General features: G+C 45.1%; 17 protein-coding genes. 8 read left to right on the top strand and 9 right to left on the bottom strand.

Annotation, left to right across the window (positions count from 1 at the left end):
* Positions 1-104: 104 nt before the first annotated feature.
* On the bottom strand, positions 105-1,493 hold the full coding sequence (gene gabD / locus NYE43_RS02230; protein ID WP_101860987.1) for a succinate-semialdehyde dehydrogenase: 1,389 nt from the start codon (positions 1,491-1,493) through the stop codon (positions 105-107).
* A gap of 70 nt (positions 1,494-1,563) precedes the next feature.
* Positions 1,564-2,877 (bottom strand): 4-aminobutyrate--2-oxoglutarate transaminase, encoded by a 1,314-nt coding sequence (gene gabT, locus NYE43_RS02225; protein ID WP_185848280.1) that lies wholly within the window; start codon positions 2,875-2,877, stop codon positions 1,564-1,566.
* A gap of 105 nt (positions 2,878-2,982) precedes the next feature.
* On the opposite strand from gabT, the gene gabR reads away from it, so the two are divergent.
* Complete coding sequence (gene gabR, locus NYE43_RS02220) at positions 2,983-4,422, top strand: MocR-like transcriptional regulator GabR (protein ID WP_341060764.1); 1,440 nt, start codon at positions 2,983-2,985, stop codon at positions 4,420-4,422.
* Position 4,423: 1 nt separating this feature from the next.
* Here the strand turns inward: gabR and NYE43_RS02215 are convergent, their stop codons facing one another.
* Positions 4,424-4,738, bottom strand: a complete 315-nt coding sequence (locus tag NYE43_RS02215) for an ArsR/SmtB family transcription factor (protein WP_103671931.1) — start codon at positions 4,736-4,738, stop codon at positions 4,424-4,426.
* Positions 4,739-4,878: 140 nt separating this feature from the next.
* On the opposite strand from NYE43_RS02215, the gene NYE43_RS02210 reads away from it, so the two are divergent.
* From NYE43_RS02210 to NYE43_RS02195, 4 genes are all read left to right on the top strand, one after another.
* The gene (locus tag NYE43_RS02210) at positions 4,879-5,166 is read left to right on the top strand and encodes a putative quinol monooxygenase (protein ID WP_003225015.1); all 288 of its coding nucleotides are present in this window, start codon (positions 4,879-4,881) and stop codon (positions 5,164-5,166) included.
* Positions 5,167-5,182: 16 nt separating this feature from the next.
* A complete protein-coding gene (locus NYE43_RS02205; RefSeq protein WP_024120222.1) occupies positions 5,183-5,932 on the top strand; it encodes an NADPH-dependent oxidoreductase in 750 nt (249 codons plus the stop codon).
* A gap of 162 nt (positions 5,933-6,094) precedes the next feature.
* The gene (locus NYE43_RS02200; protein WP_103671929.1) at positions 6,095-6,973 is read left to right on the top strand and encodes a TetR/AcrR family transcriptional regulator; all 879 of its coding nucleotides are present in this window, start codon (positions 6,095-6,097) and stop codon (positions 6,971-6,973) included.
* 18 nt (positions 6,974-6,991) lie between these two features.
* The gene (locus tag NYE43_RS02195; RefSeq protein ID WP_185848282.1) at positions 6,992-8,410 is read left to right on the top strand and encodes an MDR family MFS transporter; all 1,419 of its coding nucleotides are present in this window, start codon (positions 6,992-6,994) and stop codon (positions 8,408-8,410) included.
* Positions 8,411-8,457: 47 nt separating this feature from the next.
* On the opposite strand, the gene NYE43_RS02190 is transcribed toward NYE43_RS02195, so the two are convergent.
* From NYE43_RS02190 to yclN, 4 genes are read right to left on the bottom strand one after another with little or no spacing between them, the layout of a single operon-like run.
* Complete coding sequence (locus NYE43_RS02190; protein ID WP_024120219.1) at positions 8,458-9,411, bottom strand: siderophore ABC transporter substrate-binding protein; 954 nt, start codon at positions 9,409-9,411, stop codon at positions 8,458-8,460.
* A 21-nt stretch (positions 9,412-9,432) separates the two neighbouring features.
* Positions 9,433-10,191, bottom strand: coding sequence for a petrobactin ABC transporter ATP-binding protein YclP (gene yclP / locus NYE43_RS02185; protein ID WP_095714087.1), 759 nt, complete (start codon positions 10,189-10,191; stop codon positions 9,433-9,435).
* Positions 10,185-11,132, bottom strand: coding sequence for a petrobactin ABC transporter permease YclO (gene yclO, locus NYE43_RS02180; RefSeq protein WP_024120217.1), 948 nt, complete (start codon positions 11,130-11,132; stop codon positions 10,185-10,187). Before yclO ends, yclP begins: the two co-directional genes overlap by 7 nt.
* Positions 11,125-12,075, bottom strand: coding sequence for a petrobactin ABC transporter permease YclN (gene yclN / locus NYE43_RS02175; protein ID WP_010333025.1), 951 nt, complete (start codon positions 12,073-12,075; stop codon positions 11,125-11,127). Before yclN ends, yclO begins: the two co-directional genes overlap by 8 nt.
* Before the next feature lie 385 nt (positions 12,076-12,460).
* On the opposite strand from yclN, the gene NYE43_RS02170 reads away from it, so the two are divergent.
* From NYE43_RS02170 to NYE43_RS02160, 3 genes are all read left to right on the top strand, one after another.
* Positions 12,461-13,825: an aspartate kinase gene (locus NYE43_RS02170; RefSeq protein ID WP_185848283.1), complete on the top strand. Its 1,365-nt coding sequence runs from the start codon at positions 12,461-12,463 to the stop codon at positions 13,823-13,825.
* A gap of 150 nt (positions 13,826-13,975) precedes the next feature.
* Positions 13,976-14,086, top strand: a complete 111-nt coding sequence (locus NYE43_RS02165) for a YjcZ family sporulation protein (protein ID WP_024120215.1) — start codon at positions 13,976-13,978, stop codon at positions 14,084-14,086.
* A 146-nt stretch (positions 14,087-14,232) separates the two neighbouring features.
* The gene (locus NYE43_RS02160) at positions 14,233-14,325 is read left to right on the top strand and encodes a YjcZ family sporulation protein (protein WP_024120214.1); all 93 of its coding nucleotides are present in this window, start codon (positions 14,233-14,235) and stop codon (positions 14,323-14,325) included.
* Between the two features lie 104 nt (positions 14,326-14,429).
* Here the strand turns inward: NYE43_RS02160 and NYE43_RS02155 are convergent, their stop codons facing one another.
* Together NYE43_RS02155 and rapC are read right to left on the bottom strand one after the other, a co-directional pair.
* A complete protein-coding gene (locus NYE43_RS02155) occupies positions 14,430-14,552 on the bottom strand; it encodes a PhrC/PhrF family phosphatase-inhibitory pheromone (RefSeq protein WP_024120213.1) in 123 nt (40 codons plus the stop codon).
* Positions 14,536-15,684 (bottom strand): response regulator aspartate phosphatase RapC, encoded by a 1,149-nt coding sequence (gene rapC, locus NYE43_RS02150; protein ID WP_024120212.1) that lies wholly within the window; start codon positions 15,682-15,684, stop codon positions 14,536-14,538. Before rapC ends, NYE43_RS02155 begins: the two co-directional genes overlap by 17 nt.
* Positions 15,685-15,747: the final 63 nt, after the last annotated feature.

Here is a 15,747-nt window from a genome sequence, read left to right as displayed (position 1 = left end):
AATGTATTTGCTGTTATTTTGGCTGGAATTGATATGTTTATTCGCTGAAACAAAAAAAGAGCTGCCGGATCTTCCGGCAGCTCTTCAGGAGCATATCGTTTCGTTTATAAACCGATGGACATATATTTTGTTTCAAGGTATGGTTCGATACCTTCTGAACCGCCTTCACGGCCGATTCCGCTTTCTTTCATTCCGCCAAAAGGAGCTTGAACCGCGGACGGTCCTCCGTCATTCCAGCCGATAATTCCGTACTCAAGGTTCTCGGAAATATAAATGCCGCGGCGGTAATTTTCTGTGAAGAAATAAGCAGCCAAGCCGTACGGTGTATCGTTGGCAAGCTCAATTGCTTCATCAATATCTGTAAAAGTGACGATTGGCGCAACAGGGCCGAATGTTTCCTCGTGCATGATATTCATGGACGTATCGACGTCAGCGAGCACTGTCGGATTGACAAAGTAGCAGCCTTTATCATCGTTTCGTTCATAAGTGCCCCCAGCGACAACCTTCGCTCCTTTTTCAACCGCATCATCAATTTGGCTGACGATTTTTTCAAAGCCCCTTTTGTTGATAATCGGACCGACGTTTACGCCTTCCTCAAGTCCATTTCCTACCTTCAGCTTCGATACTTGCTCGCTCAGTTTCGCAGCAAATTCATCTTTGATGGATTCATGGACGATGAGCCGGTTGGCGCATACGCAAGTCTGACCCGCGTTTCGGTATTTAGACACCATTGCCTGTTCAACAGCAAGATCAATGTTTGCATCTTCATCCACAATCAGCGGGGCATGTCCGCCGAGCTCCATGGATACGTGTTTCACAGTATCGGCGCTGTTTTTCATCAGGATTTTCCCTACAGGTGTTGATCCTGTAAAGGTGATTTTGCGGATTTTCGGACTGCTTGTAAAAACGTTTCCGATCTCCTCGCCATCACCGATGACAACCTGAAGCACGTCTTTTGGAATACCTGCTTCGTATGCGAGGCGTGCAAGTTCATAGGCTGACAGCGGTGTATCAGGCGCCGGCTTGATAATAAACGTACAGCCGGCAGCAAGAGCAGGCGCCGCTTTACGTGTAATCATCGCATTTGGGAAATTCCAAGGCGTAATCGCGGCAACTGGGCCGACTGCCTGGCGCGTCACGACAATTCGTTTTCCGGTTGTCGGAGCCGGAACGGTTCTTCCGTATACACGCTTCGCTTCCTCTGCGAACCATTCGATATAACCGGCGCCGTACAGCACCTCTCCGACAGCTTCCTGGTACGGTTTTCCGTTTTCCTTCGTAATTAAATCTGCAAGTTCTTCTTTATGTTCCACGATTAGCTCATACCACTTTTTCAAAAGAGACGCTCTTTCGTTCGCTGATGTTTTAGACCATGATTTAAACGCTTGATGTGAACGTTCAATGGCTTCTTCTACTTCTTTGGCTGATTGCTGAGGAATCGTTTTGATCGCCTCGCCTGTAGCCGGGTTGTAGACCGTTAATTGATCTGGCATATTGAACATTCCTTTCTATTCTTGGATTTACTTAAAATGATAGCAGACCCGTGTGCGGTCTTTCCAATGATTAAGCTCGCAGACCTGCTTCCACAATGTGGAGCCCTTCATTCAGAAGGTCATCTGAAATAACCAGCGGCGTCAGGAAGCGGATGATATTGCCGTTGATTCCGGCTGTCAGCAGCAGCAATCCGTTTTGATTCGCGTACGCTGCGATGGCTGCCGCTTTCGCTTTATCAGGTTCACATGTTTCAGGGTCTTTCACGATCTCGATTGCTGCCATTGCCCCAAGTCTGCGGATGTCACCGATAAACGGGTATTCTGTTTGCCATTCAAGCGCTTTTTCTTCAATGATCCTGCCGATTTCCTCAGAACGTTCATTCAAGCCTTCTTCTTCAATAATGTCCAAAACAGCCAATGCCGCCGCGCACCCAAGCGGACTTCCCGCATACGTGCCGCCGAGCTCTCCGGGCGCCGCCGCATCAAGCATTTCCGCGCGTCCGATCACACCGCTTAACGGCAGCCCAGCCGCAAGAGATTTCGAAACCGTGATCAGGTCTGGCACGACATCAAAGTGCTCGATCGCGAAATAAGTGCCCGTTCTGGCAAATCCGGTTTGAATTTCATCGGCTACAAAGACGATGCCGTGTTCTTTACAGAAGGAAGCGACGTGCTGCACAAACCGTTTAGAAGGAATAATGAATCCGCCTTCTCCCTGCACCGGCTCCATCACAACACACGCTACCGTTTCAGGAGCAACTGCTGCGATAAAGAAGTCATTGAACGCTTGAATGACCATATCGTCATATGCATCATCACTCAGTCCGGCAGGCTTCTGATAATAATACGGAAACGGCGCCTGGTATACCTCTGATGCAAATGGGCCGAAACCGAATTTGTACGGCTTTACCTTGCTTGTCATGCTCATTGTCATATTCGTGCGTCCGTGGAACCCGCGTGTAAACGAGACAACGCCTTGGCGCTTGGTATACTTTCTGGCGATTTTCACAGCGTTTTCCACCGCTTCCGCTCCGGAATTGAGGAAAATCGCTTTTTTCTCATGAGTGCCAGGCGCAATGCCGCAAAGCTTTTCAGCTAATTCAATATAAGACGGATACATCATGACGTTAAAGCCCGGATGGATCAGCTCCTCCGCCTGCCGCTTCACAGCTTCTACCACCTTCGGATGCGAGTGTCCGACGTTTAAAGTTCCAATAGCGCCCGCAAAATCAATAAATCTCCGGCCGTCCAAATCATACAGCTCTGCTCCCTCTCCTTTTACCGCCAGGCTGCGGTTTCCGTTGCTCACACCTTTTGAGACAAATTGGTCCCGTTTTTGCTGCCACTCTGCTGTAGTGAAAGTTGATGCCGTTGTTTGACTCATGTGAATTCCCCCACTGTCATTATTTTCTTACCATTCTGACTTCTTTTTGGTATGATGAAAAGTACCAATTATAACTTTTTGATGGTACCAGAAGGAGACACCGCAATGGACATCACAATCACTCTCGATCGCTCAGAAAAAGCGGATTATATCTATCAGCAGATTTATCAAAAGCTGAAAAACGAAATCCTCAGCCATAATCTGCTGCCCCACTCGAAGGTTCCCTCCAAACGAGAGCTGGCTGAAAAGCTGAAGGTCAGCGTAAACTCTGTGAATTCAGCCTATCAGCAGCTGCTCGCCGAAGGGTATTTGTACGCTGAAGAAAGAAAGGGTTTTTTCGTCGAACAGCTGGACACATTTCCCTCTGAGGAACAGCCCTCATCTTCACTGCCGGATGATCTGAAAGAGGTTCATATCGATCAAAGCGATTGGATATCTTTTTCACATATGAGTGCCGATACAGATCATTTTCCAATGAAAAGCTGGTTTCGCTGTGAGCAAAAAGCGGCTGCCCGCTCACACCGCACGCTCGGCGACATGTCTCATCCGCAAGGCATATATGAGGTAAGAGCCGCCATTACAAGGCTGATCTCTCTGACGCGGGGTGTGAAATGCCGGCCGGAACAAATCGTCATCGGGGCGGGCACCCAGGTGCTGATGCAGCTGCTGACTGAGCTTTTGCCTCAGGACGCGGTGTATGCGATGGAAGAGCCTGGCTACAGGCGAATGTACCAGCTTTTGCAACATGCCGGAAAACAGGTGAAGACGATTATGCTTGATGAAAAAGGGATCTCCATTTCTGAAATCATCAGACAGAAGCCTGATGTATTAATCACTACCCCTTCACATCAATTCCCGGCCGGAACAATTATGCCTGTATCCCGGAGAATTCAGCTGCTGAACTGGGCAGCGGAGCAGCCGAGCCGCTATATTATTGAGGATGATTATGACAGCGAATTTAAATATGATGTAGACAGTATCCCGGCGCTCCAAAGCCTCGACCGATTTCAAAACGTCATCTATATGGGCACCTTTTCAAAATCACTTCTCCCCGGATTGCGGATCAGCTACATGGTGCTGCCGCCGAAGCTGTTACGGGTATACAAAAAGCGGGGCTATGACCTGCAGACCTGCTCGTCGCTCACACAGCTCGCCCTGCAGGAATTTATCGAGTCCGGAGAATATCAGAAGCATATTAAAAAAATGAAGCAGCATTATAAAGAAAAGAGAGAACGCCTCATCCGCGCATTAGAATCAGAGTTTGGAGGGGAGATTACGGTAAAAGGGGCAAATGCGGGACTGCATTTCGTCACTGAATTTTACACCTGCCGCACAGAACAAGAGATACTCGCGCATGCCGCCGCCCAGCAGCTTGAAATCTTCGGGATGAGCCGGTTTCGCTTAAAAGAAAGCCGTCCGCAACCGGACAAGCCCGCGCTTATTATCGGCTTTGCACGGCTGGGGGAAGAGGACATTCAGGAAGGTGTGCAAAGACTTCGCCGCGCTGTTTATGGACATAAAAAAATCCCCGGTTCAGGGGATTGATTTACCAGCGCTCCTGGTCCACGTTCAGCACTGCTTCAAGCAGGCCCGGAAATGCCCTTTCAAGATCTTCTGTGCGAAGCGAATAATAACGGCGCTTTCCTTCTATGCGTACTTGAGCGATGCCCGATTCTCTTAATACTTTAAAATGGTGGGACAAGGTCGACTTTGCAACCTGTACATCAGCACAGGTGCCGCACGTTTTCTCTTTTGCTTCGGCCAATTGCTTCACCAACTCTAAACGAAGCGGATCACTCAGTGCGTGAAGAACCTTTGTCAGCTGCAATGTTTCTGTTTCTGGATGGTTTGGAATGTTCATGACACAAATGTATCACACAACAATTAGAATGACAATTTTACTATTTGAGGGTTTTTCCTTTACCTGATTTTGATTACATGGTACATTTAGTTCGATCAAATTCGAACAATAAATTTTAAAGACAAATGGAGGAGATTTACATGATCGTATTACAAGCTTATATCAAAGTAAAACCCGAAAAACGCGAAGAATTCTTGAGCGAGGCACAATCACTGGTTCAACATTCAAGAGCCGAGGAAGGCAACGCCCAATACGACCTTTTTGAAAAAGTAGGCGAAGAAAATACATTTGTGATGCTTGAACAATGGAAAGATGAAGCGGCGATGAAATCTCACAATGAAACTGCGCATTTCCAAGGATTTGTAGCAAAAGGCAAAGAACTGCTGAGCGCTCCTCTTGATGTTGTCCGCACAGAGCTCAGTGAGTAAAGAAAGGATGTCTCACATGAACGAAGTAATCAAATCATTAACAGACCACCGCTCCATCCGCAGCTATACGGATGAGCCAGTGTCAGAAGAGCAGCTAGACCATATTATACAAGCGGTGCAATCAGCCCCTACTTCTATCAATGGGCAGCAAGTGACCGTCATCGCAATTCAGGATAAAGAGCGGAAAAAGAAAATCTCCGAACTGGCGGGCGGACAGCCTTGGATTGACCAAGCTCCGGTTTTCTTGCTTTTCTGCGCAGACTTCAACCGGGCAAAAATTGCGCTTGAAGATCTGCATGACTTCAACATGGAAATCACAAACGGTTTAGAATCCGTTCTTGTCGGCGCTGTAGATGCCGGCATCGCACTTGGCACGGCGACAGCGGCAGCTGAATCACTCGGGCTTGGCACTGTTCCGATCGGCGCGGTTCGGGGAAACCCAAATGAACTGATCGAGCTGCTTCAGCTTCCGAAATACGTGTTCCCTGTATCGGGTCTAGTCGTCGGCCATCCTGCTGATCGTTCAGCGAAAAAACCTCGTCTTCCAAAGGCAGCGGTTTATCATAAAGAAACGTATTTGCAGCAGGACGAGCTGACATCACACATTCAGTCATATGATGAACAAATGGCCGAATACATGAAAAACCGGACCAACGGAAAAGAAACACGAAACTGGTCACAAGGCATCGCCTCATACTATGAGCGCCTGTACTATCCGCATATTCGTGAAATGCTCGAAAAACAAGGGTTTAAAGTTGAAAAATAAGCCTCACCCGGCCTGTCGGAATTCCGGCAGGCCTTTTTATTTGTCCGGATAAAATCCATTGACTTTCATTTTGTTTATTTGGTAAAATTTTATCAATGTTACTCATTGGTTTTCTGTGAACCAATGGGTTTTCTATTGTTCAAGAAAGAAGGAAGCCATGAGATGCTTGATAAAAAAACAGAAATCTTGTTAGCCGCGCGGAAGCTTTTTTCTGAAAAGGATTTTACGTCGGTTTCCATGCAGGCAATCGCAGAAGAATGTAAGATATCAAAAGCTTCGATATATAAGCTGTTTCAATCGAAGGAAGATTTGCTTTTGGAGCTGCTGACGTTTAACCAGAAGCAAATGGTGGCCGCGGCATCAAGACTGCAGGAAAATACCGCGCTGACACCGGAGGAGCGTTTGATTCAAAAGGTCAAAATGGAGCTGGAAGGATTCAGGCGGAATCAGCAGTTTTTTAATATGCTGACCTACGGAAACCCCAAGCTGCACAATGACCGTGTAAAACAGCATATCCATCAGACCAGATCAACGATTATCTGCTGGCACCGCGATTCGCTGATCCAGGCGTATGGAGAAACCATTCTCCCGTTTGTATGGGATTTGGTGATCATTCTTCACGGCATGATGCGTGAGTTTTTAATGCTGATCAAAATAGAGGAAAAACCGCTTGAGCTTGACCCGATCGCAGCGTTTATCATCAGCACCCTCAATCAGATTGTCAAAAACAGAGAAACACGGCAGTCCCTGCTTCCGCCTGAGACCATCGAGCTTTATATCCAATCGGCGTCCTCCTACCAGCCAAAGGATAAATCACTCCTGTTATCAGAAAGCCTGAAAGAATTACATAAAGGCATCTCTTCCCTGCCCGCCGCGGATTATGATATCGATGAGCTGACATCCGCTGCAGCCATGCTGGAAGAGGAAGCAAAAAAGGAAGAGCCCCGCGCCTTTTTACTGAAATCACTGATTGGCTATCTGGAACAAACCGGTGTTTTAACACAGCAAATTTCTATGTTAAAAACACTGTTAATTACTTAAAGAAAAGAAGGGATCTTATTGGACACAAGTATTGAAAAAAAACCGTTTAACCGTTCTGTCATTGTCGGCATTTTGTTAGCCGGGGCGTTTGTCGCCATTTTGAACCAGACACTGTTAATTACCGCTCTCCCCCATATCATGAGGGATTTTCATATAGATGCAAACCAAGCCCAATGGCTGACGACTTCATTTATGTTAACGAACGGTATTTTAATTCCGATTACTGCGTTTTTAATTGAAAAATTCACGAGCCGTACGCTTCTCATTACGGCGATGAGTATTTTCACTGCCGGAACAATCGTCGGCACGTTTGCCCCGAACTTTCCGGTTCTGCTGGCGGCCCGTATCATTCAGGCAGCCGGAGCCGGCATTATGATGCCGCTCATGCAGACAGTATTTTTAACGATCTTTCCGATTGAAAAGCGCGGCCAGGCTATGGGTATGGTCGGATTGGTCATCTCCTTCGCGCCTGCGATCGGACCGACTCTTTCAGGATGGGCAGTAGAAGCTTTCTCATGGAGATCATTGTTTTATATCATTCTTCCGTTTGCCGTGATCGATTTGCTTCTCGCTATCATTCTTATGAAAAACGTGACGACATTAAGAAAAACACAGATTGATATTTTTTCAGTTATCCTGTCGACATTTGGATTTGGCGGGCTGCTCTATGGCTTCTCAAGCGTCGGCTCTTACGGATGGACCAGCTCAACGGTTCTGATTTCACTGCTAGTGGGCGTGATCGCGCTGCTCTTATTTATTACAAGACAGATGAAGCTTGAAAAACCGATGCTGGAATTCCGCGTATTTACGTTTGGTATCTTCAGCTTAACAACCCTGCTGGGAACCCTTGTCTTTGCATTATTAATTGGTACAGAAACAATTCTGCCGCTGTATACACAAAACGTCAGAGACGTTACAGCCTTTGATACAGGGCTTATGCTTCTTCCGGGAGCCATTGTAATGGGCTTCATGTCACCGATTATCGGAAGAATTTTTGACCGTGTCGGCGGAAGAGGCCTGGCGATTGCAGGTTTCTGTATCATCTTCCTGACATCACTTCCGTTTATGCAGCTGACTGACCATACGTCACTGGCTTGGATTGTCGTTTTATATACCGTTCGTCTCTTAGGGACAGCGATGATTATGATGCCTGTGACAACAGCCGGAATCAATGCGCTGCCGCGCCACCTGATTCCGCACGGAACAGCGATGAACAATACGGTTCGCCAAGTCGGCGGCTCCATCGGAACTGCTCTCCTGGTATCCGTGATGAGCAACCAGGCGGCACATGCAGGAACCACAAATGTAAAACACGCCGCTCTGCACGGCATGAACGCCGCTTTTATCGTGGCAGCCTGCATCGCGCTTGCCGGCTTACTTCTATCCTTTACATTAAAGAAACCTCAGCGCCCTGCCGAACAGCAGCCGGCACGCTGATCCTATAAAAAAGAGCCCCGCTTTGAGAGCGGAGGCTCTTTTTGGTTTTACTTCTCTAAACCGTCTTTCACTTCTTTAATCATTTGCGTCATTGACTCAAGTCCGCCTCCTGATAAGTACCAAGTAGCTGAATCAAGGTAAACGACATGATTATTTTTCACGGCGTTTACGTTTTTCACATAGTCATTTTCAACGACTTGTTTTGTAGATGATGTTTCTCCGATTGCTGTACCGCGGTCAATAACAAACAGGTAATCAGGGTTTGTTTTTGAAATGTACTCATATGAAACGCTTTGTCCGTGAGTAGATGCTTTGATATTTTTATCAGCCGGTGTCACGCCGAATACGTCGTGGATCAGCCCGTATCTTGATTTAGAACCAAAGGCGCTGATTTTGCCGTCGTTCGCCATAATCACAAGGCCGTTTTTGTTTTTCTTTTCAGCTGTTTTCTTAAGATCCGCAATTGAGTTATCAATTGTTGCGAGCTCGTCTTTTACTTCATCTTCTTTATCAAAGATTTTACCGATTGTTTGTGCATCTGATTTAAATGATTCCATGTAGTTCGCTGTATCTACGCCAAGGTAAATGGTCGGTGCAATATTAGAGAATTCTTTGTAGGACTCAGATTGTCTGCCAGAGATAATGATCAGGTCAGGCTCTAAATCCGCTACTTTTTCAAAGTCTGGCTCTTTTAAGCTTCCGACATCAGCATATTTATCATCTTTGAATTTGGACAGATATTTAGGAAGGGCTTGTTTCGGCAGGCCCGCTACTTTATCATCAAGACCTAATTTATCTAATGTATCTAAGCTTCCTAAATCAAATACAACGACTTTTTTAGGGTTCTTTGTCACTTTTGTGCCGTTTTTGTCCAGCTGGTGTTTCACCGTCATTTGTTCTTTCTTCGTGTCAGAACCTTTGCTGCTTGAGCTTTGGTTTCCGCAAGCGGAAATGACAACAGCCGTCACCAATGCGATGAATAGAATTGCAAACTTTTTCATGCTCTTCACCTCTTCTGTATATTAAGAAAAATAAACACCTATTCTTTGGTTATCAATCGTCTGAATCGGGATGGTCATATCGTAGATTTCTTCAAGCACAGAGGTTTCAATCATCTCCTCCGGCGGCCCCTCTTTTACGATTCGGCCGTTTTTCAAAGCAACGATATGATCGGAGTAGACGGAAGCAAAGTTGATATCGTGAATTACGATCACGATTGTTTTTCCAAGCTCCTCTACCAGCCTCTTCAGAAGCTTCATAATTTCAACTGAATGTTTCATATCCAGATTGTTCAGCGGCTCATCCAGAAAAATGTAATCCGTGTCCTGGGCAATGACCATTGCGATAAAAGCCCTTTGGCACTGTCCGCCGCTCAGCTGATCCAAGTACTTATCCTGAATCTCCTCCAGCTTCATATAACTGAGCGCCTGGTTGATATGAACCCAGTCTTCCTCTGTCAGCCGGCCCTGTGAATAAGGGAATCTGCCGAAACTGACAAGGTCTTTGATGGTCAGTCTGATATTGATTTGGTTCGCCTGCTTTAAAATACTCATTTTTTTGGCAAGCTCTTTGCTGTCGCAGGTTCCGATCTCTTCTCCGTCTATGAAAATCTCACCGGAATCCTTTTTGATCAGGCGGCTCATAATAGACAGCAGCGTACTTTTGCCGGCGCCGTTAGGACCGATAAACGAGGTGATTTTGCCTTTTTGAATCGTGACTGACGTCTCTTCAAGGACAACTTTCCCTCCATATTGTTTGCTTACATTTTTGACCTCTACCATGATTTATTCTCCTTTAACAGCAAGTAGATAAAATAAATCCCGCCGGCAAAATTAATAATAACGCTCAGCGTCGTTGAGAAGGTGAATACTTTCTCAACCACAAACTGTCCCCCGACTAACGCAATAATGCTGATTAAAACAGAACCTGCGATTAAGTACGAATGCTTATATGTTTTCAGAAATTCTCTCGCCAGGTTGACAACGAGAAGCCCCAAGAACATAATCGGGCCGACAAGCGCTGTAGAAACAGAAACAAGGATCGCGATCACGATCAGCATCTGTTTGACAACTTTGTCGTAGTTAATGCCCAAATTGACGGCGTGTTCACGGCCGAGTGACAGCACGTCAAAAAATTTCGTGAAACGCCAGACATAGATACCGGTCAGCAGGAAGATGATGAAGGCGAGCCATAACAAATCAGTGTTGATGTTGTTAAAGCTGGCAAACATTTTGTCCTGCACAACCTGAAACTCATTCGGATCAATCAGCATCTGCATAAAGGAAGACAGACTGCTGAACAGCGTGCCGAACACGATTCCGATGAGCAGAAGAAAGAAGATATTTTTCCCCTCACCTTTGAACATGATCTGATAGAGAACAAAAGAAAACAGCACCATCAGCAAAACAGAGATGATGAAGTTGATGTTTTTATTCATGATTACGATATTCATAGAACCGAACAAAAAGATGATGACGGTCTGAATCAGCATATAGAGAGAATCAAGGCCTAAAATGCTGGGCGTCAGGATGCGGTTATTCGAGATGGTTTGGAAGATCATCGTCGAAAACGCAATCGCTCCGCCTGTCAGCATAATGGCAGCGACTTTTTTGATTCTTCTCGGCAGTGTGTAATCCCAATTGCCTAAGTCATAAAACAGAAACAAACCGATACATACAACGGCTATACCAACGAGCAACGCAATTTTCATCTGGTTACGCATACGCTTTTCTCCTTAACAGCATAAACAGGAAAATGCCGCTGCCGATGATTCCGACCATCAGACCAATCGAGATTTCATATGGGAAGATAATGACTCTGCCCAATATATCGCAAAACAGAACAAAAACCGCTCCCAGCAGCGCAGTGTGCGGCAGGCTGTTTTTCAGGTTGTCTCCTCTGTAGATCGATACAATGTTCGGGATGATTAAACCGAGAAACGGAAGCATACCGACAGTCAAAATGACAAGTGACGTAATCAGGGATACGATAATGAGCCCGATGTTCACAACCCGTTTATACTTGAGGCCGAGGTTGACAGAAAAGCTTTCTCCCATACCCGCCACTGTAAATTTATCCGCATAAACATAGGCAATGATGACAAGCGGAATACTCAGATAAAGAAGCTCGTATCTCCCTTTCACAACTAAGGAGAAATCCCCCTGAAGCCATGATGACACGTTCTGGATCAGGTCATATTTATACGCGATAAACGTCGCGATTGAGCTGACGATATTCCCGAGCATTAAACCGACTAGCGGAATAAAGATGGTGTCGTTAAACTTGATTCTTTCAAGAATTTTCATAAACAGAAAATTGCCGACTAAAGCAAAGACAAAAGCAATCAGCATTTTCATTAAAGGACTTGCCGATGTAAACAGAAGCAAGGATATTAAGATTCCCAGCCTCGCCCAGTCCATCGTGCCGGCCGTTGTCGGTGACACGAATTTGTTTCTGGTGATCTGCTGCATAATCAGCCCGCAGATGCTCATGCTCATGCCCGCGATTAGAATGCTGATCAGCCGCGGCAAACGGCTGGCAAAGAGCGTTGACGCCTCTTCTTTGCTTAAATCAAAGAGATCAAGCGGTGACAGATCTTCTACGCCGATAAATACAGAAGTGACTGCTAATATGATAAGTAGAAAAAATAAGTAACGTAGCTTCATGCTGCCTCCTTACATCCTCACAGCAAAAAGAACGTATCTCCTACTCCGCAAGGACTCAAAACAATATGGCCATATAGTAATTGATTATCATTATCATTTACATATTACCATTTTTCTAGTGTTAGTCAATATTCTTTAAAAATATTAACTTCGTTATCTATTCAATTTTACTAATCATTCAAACCATTTCCCATCACAAATCGTTAGTCTGTTTACCATATTTATCTTCACTATGCTTCAGGTTCGTCATCAGACCTGACACAATTCCTCTCTATAAATACAAATGTTCATTCCACAAAGAAATTTCTCCTTGATTTACAGAACTGAAAGAGGGATAATAAATACTAAATTTGTGTGAAAATTTTAAACATTAGGAGATGTAAACATGAAGGTCGTTAAATTCGGAGGCAGCTCACTCGCTTCAGGCGCACAGCTTGAAAAGGTGTTTCAAATCGTAACCTCAGATCCCGCGCGCAAAGCTGTAGTGGTTTCGGCTCCGGGCAAACGCTATTCCGAGGATACGAAAGTGACTGATCTCTTAATCGCATGTGCTGAACAGTATTTATCATCCGGCAGCGCCCCTGAACTGGCGGAAGCGGTCATTGAACGGTATGCTCTGATCGCAAATGAGCTTCAGCTTGAGCCGTGTATTATAGAAAAAATCCGTGATGATTTGTTTACGCTTTTAGAAGGAGATAAAAGCAATCCCGTACAATATTTGGACGCAGTCAAAGCAAGCGGTGAGGATAACAACGCTAAGCTGATTGCCGCCTATTTCCGCCACAAAGGCGTGAAAGCGGAATATGTGAACCCGAAGGATGCCGGCCTTTTTGTAACAAACGAACCCGGCAACGCGCAGGTGCTGCCTGAATCGTATCAAAATCTCTTTCAGCTGAGAGAGCGTGAAGGCCTCATCATATTCCCCGGCTTTTTCGGGTTCAGCAAGGATGGCGATGTGATGACATTCTCACGGAGCGGTTCTGATATTACAGGCTCCATTTTGGCCAACGGTCTTCAGGCCGATCTGTACGAAAACTTTACTGATGTAGATGCCGTGTACTCTGTTAATCCTTCCATTGTTGAGAACCCGAAGGAAATCCACGAGCTGACATACAGAGAGATGCGCGAGCTGTCGTACGCAGGCTTTTCAGTGTTTCATGATGAAGCGCTCATTCCGGCATTCAGAGCGGGCATTCCCGTACAGATCAAAAATACGAACAACCCGTCGGCGAACGGAACACGCGTCGTCAGCAAACGTGATAACACTAACGGTCCTGTCGTCGGCATTGCCAGCGATACCGGCTTTTGCAGCATTTATATCAGCAAGTATTTAATGAACAGAGAAATCGGGTTTGGCCGCAGAGCCCTTCAAATCCTAGAAGAACACGGTTTGACGTATGAGCATGTTCCATCGGGAATTGATGACATGACGATCATCTTAAGACAGGGCCAAATGGATGCTTCGGCCGAACGAAGCGTAATGAAGCAGATTAAAGAGAACCTTCATGCCGATGAAGTCATTGTCGAGCACAATCTGGCGCTGATTATGGTTGTAGGAGAAGCAATGCGCCATAATGTCGGCACAACGGCAAGAGCGGCCAAAGCCTTATCACAGGCGAAAGTAAATATCGAAATGATTAACCAAGGATCTTCTGAAGTGAGCATGATGTTCGGCGTAAAGGAAGCCGAAGCAAGAAAAGCCGTCCAAGCATTATACCGGGAGTTTTTCGCGGGTGTGCTGGTCTCTTAATCTATACATAAAAGCGGGCGGCAGGGCCCGCTTTTTATATTGCCCGCCGCGATAGCCTCATTGTTCATTTTTTGCCTTGTCACTATTATCCCTATCAATCCGGCCATGTCCGCATATTTTGTAGTATCCATCATAGGGAGGTGAAGCCTTATGTCAGGATACGCTAACGGCGGCGGTTACGGCATCGGTTCTTTCGCTTTGATCGTTGTATTGTTTATTCTATTGATTATCGTAGGTACTGCATTTACAAGAGGCTTCTAAGTCTGCAGTACAGCGCCGTAAGACAATATCATTGTCATGCGGCGTTTTTTAGTTGTTTTCTTTATTTTTCAATCTATATCTTGAAAGCCCTGTCCGCCGCGTTTATGCAGCATATCATAAAGTAATCTCACAAGGAGGTGGCACAGATGTCTGGTTACGGAAACTCTTTTGCTTTGATTGTTGTGTTATTTATCCTCTTAATTATCGTGGGAACTGCGTTTTTTAACGGAGGCTACTAAGAAAAAGGAATCTCCATGAATCAGGCGGCGCCGTAAGGTCCATATCCTGCGTTGCTGTTTCTTTAAAAGAAAACCCCTTCTCGTATTGAGAAGGGGCCTGGTTCTTACGTCATTCCTCTTTCTGTGACATGAAAGTCGGATGCTTCAGCATGTTCAGAGACGCCAACCGCTGTAAAAACAGCTGCTGCAGCCAAACAAATAACAAATAACTTAGATTTCAATTTCATACAAACCTTCACTCCTTTGTATTTGTTTTCTTGCCTCTTCAACTCTAAGAAAGTAGGAAGCAGACAGTTCAAACCATTTTTGTTCATAGTAATATTTTGCTACTTCTAGGCCTAAATCCTCTATATCAGCATACATATTTTTATTTTTTAAATATCGGAAACATCGTTCGATTCCTTCTGTATTGGGCTGTGCCTGATATAGGGATTGTAAAAACTCAAATTTTACCGCGTAATCTGCATCGTCTGTTTCTTTAGCATATTCATAGCCCCTCTTGTGATATTCCGAGGCCTTCTCATGTTTTCCGCGTTTATAATAAATAAGTGTTATTAAAAAATATGCTTGAGGCAGAGAATTGGTGATTCTGCTGTTTTCAAAAGTGGAAACCGCTTTCTCAAAATGTTCAATGGCAGGGTCGAGAAGGTCTTGATTGTAATAACACAGCCCTAAATTATAAAATGCTCTTCCGACCAATTGAGCTTTTTGTTCCGCTTCCGCCATCTCCAGCGCCAATTTGAAATGCCGTGCGGCTTGTTCAAAATTTCTCTCATCCATGAGGTTAACCCCGAACACAAAATGGCATTGGATAATCCGAACATTATAGGTTTCCTGCTCTACATAAATTTCATATGCATTTTTGATATGAATCAATGAAAAGTACGTTTGCTTCATATAATAATAAGCTTCCGCGATTTTAAAATAAAATTCAGCCCGTTCAATATGATCGGAAACAAAAGAAAGTTTTTTCTCCGCCTGTTTGTAATATGTAATGGCAGAAATAAATTCCCGCTTATCAAACTCATACATTCCGCGGAAAAAATTCACATAATAATCGAGAAGCCCTTTCAGATCAGCTTGGTTGCTGTCTATATTTCGTGATAATTCAGACAGGCTTGGCTGGTCTTCGATATTTAATTTCTCCAGCGGCTCGAGATAATCAAGCATAAGCTGGTGGCGAAATTCCATTAGTGAGTAATATAACAGCAAGTTGGAATCATGCTGCATGTGTTTCAGTTCCTGCTGGATTTCAGCTTTTAGCACCTCGGCATCCGGCACGCTGAAGGTCCGGATATATTTGTACCACTCGTTAATTTTTTGACCGACCGCTGAAGAAGGAATTACCCCGCTCTTCATTCCTTCACCCTCTCCCATCAAAAACTGTTTATGTCATATTTTATCATGTTTACAGACTGTCCT

Origin of the sequence: Bacillus sp. FSL R5-0434, assembly GCF_038004745.1 — a bacterium.
Classification (GTDB): domain Bacteria; phylum Bacillota; class Bacilli; order Bacillales; family Bacillaceae; genus Bacillus; species Bacillus halotolerans.
Note: the sequence above shows the minus strand (reverse complement) of the source record. Positions and strands in the feature narration are given on the sequence as shown.

Bases quoted from the DNA above. Each gene is read 5' to 3' on its own strand.
- rapC (WP_024120212.1), bottom strand. From the start codon at position 15,684: ATGAAGAGCGGGGTAATTCCTTCTTCAGCGGTCGGTCAAAAAATTAAC.
- NYE43_RS02155 (WP_024120213.1), bottom strand. From the start codon at position 14,552: ATGAAATTGAAATCTAAGTTATTTGTTATTTGTTTGGCTGCAGCAGCT.
- NYE43_RS02190 (WP_024120219.1), bottom strand. From the start codon at position 9,411: ATGAAAAAGTTTGCAATTCTATTCATCGCATTGGTGACGGCTGTTGTC.
- NYE43_RS02215 (WP_103671931.1), bottom strand. From the start codon at position 4,738: ATGAACATTCCAAACCATCCAGAAACAGAAACATTGCAGCTGACAAAG.
- yclO (WP_024120217.1), bottom strand. From the start codon at position 11,132: ATGCGTAACCAGATGAAAATTGCGTTGCTCGTTGGTATAGCCGTTGTA.
- gabD (WP_101860987.1), bottom strand. From the start codon at position 1,493: ATGCCAGATCAATTAACGGTCTACAACCCGGCTACAGGCGAGGCGATC.
- yclN (WP_010333025.1), bottom strand. From the start codon at position 12,075: ATGAAGCTACGTTACTTATTTTTTCTACTTATCATATTAGCAGTCACT.
- NYE43_RS02200 (WP_103671929.1), top strand. From the start codon at position 6,095: ATGCTTGATAAAAAAACAGAAATCTTGTTAGCCGCGCGGAAGCTTTTT.
- NYE43_RS02170 (WP_185848283.1), top strand. From the start codon at position 12,461: ATGAAGGTCGTTAAATTCGGAGGCAGCTCACTCGCTTCAGGCGCACAG.
- gabT (WP_185848280.1), bottom strand. From the start codon at position 2,877: ATGAGTCAAACAACGGCATCAACTTTCACTACAGCAGAGTGGCAGCAA.
- NYE43_RS02205 (WP_024120222.1), top strand. From the start codon at position 5,183: ATGAACGAAGTAATCAAATCATTAACAGACCACCGCTCCATCCGCAGC.
- NYE43_RS02165 (WP_024120215.1), top strand. From the start codon at position 13,976: ATGTCAGGATACGCTAACGGCGGCGGTTACGGCATCGGTTCTTTCGCT.
- yclP (WP_095714087.1), bottom strand. From the start codon at position 10,191: ATGGTAGAGGTCAAAAATGTAAGCAAACAATATGGAGGGAAAGTTGTC.
- NYE43_RS02160 (WP_024120214.1), top strand. From the start codon at position 14,233: ATGTCTGGTTACGGAAACTCTTTTGCTTTGATTGTTGTGTTATTTATC.
- gabR (WP_341060764.1), top strand. From the start codon at position 2,983: ATGGACATCACAATCACTCTCGATCGCTCAGAAAAAGCGGATTATATC.
- NYE43_RS02210 (WP_003225015.1), top strand. From the start codon at position 4,879: ATGATCGTATTACAAGCTTATATCAAAGTAAAACCCGAAAAACGCGAA.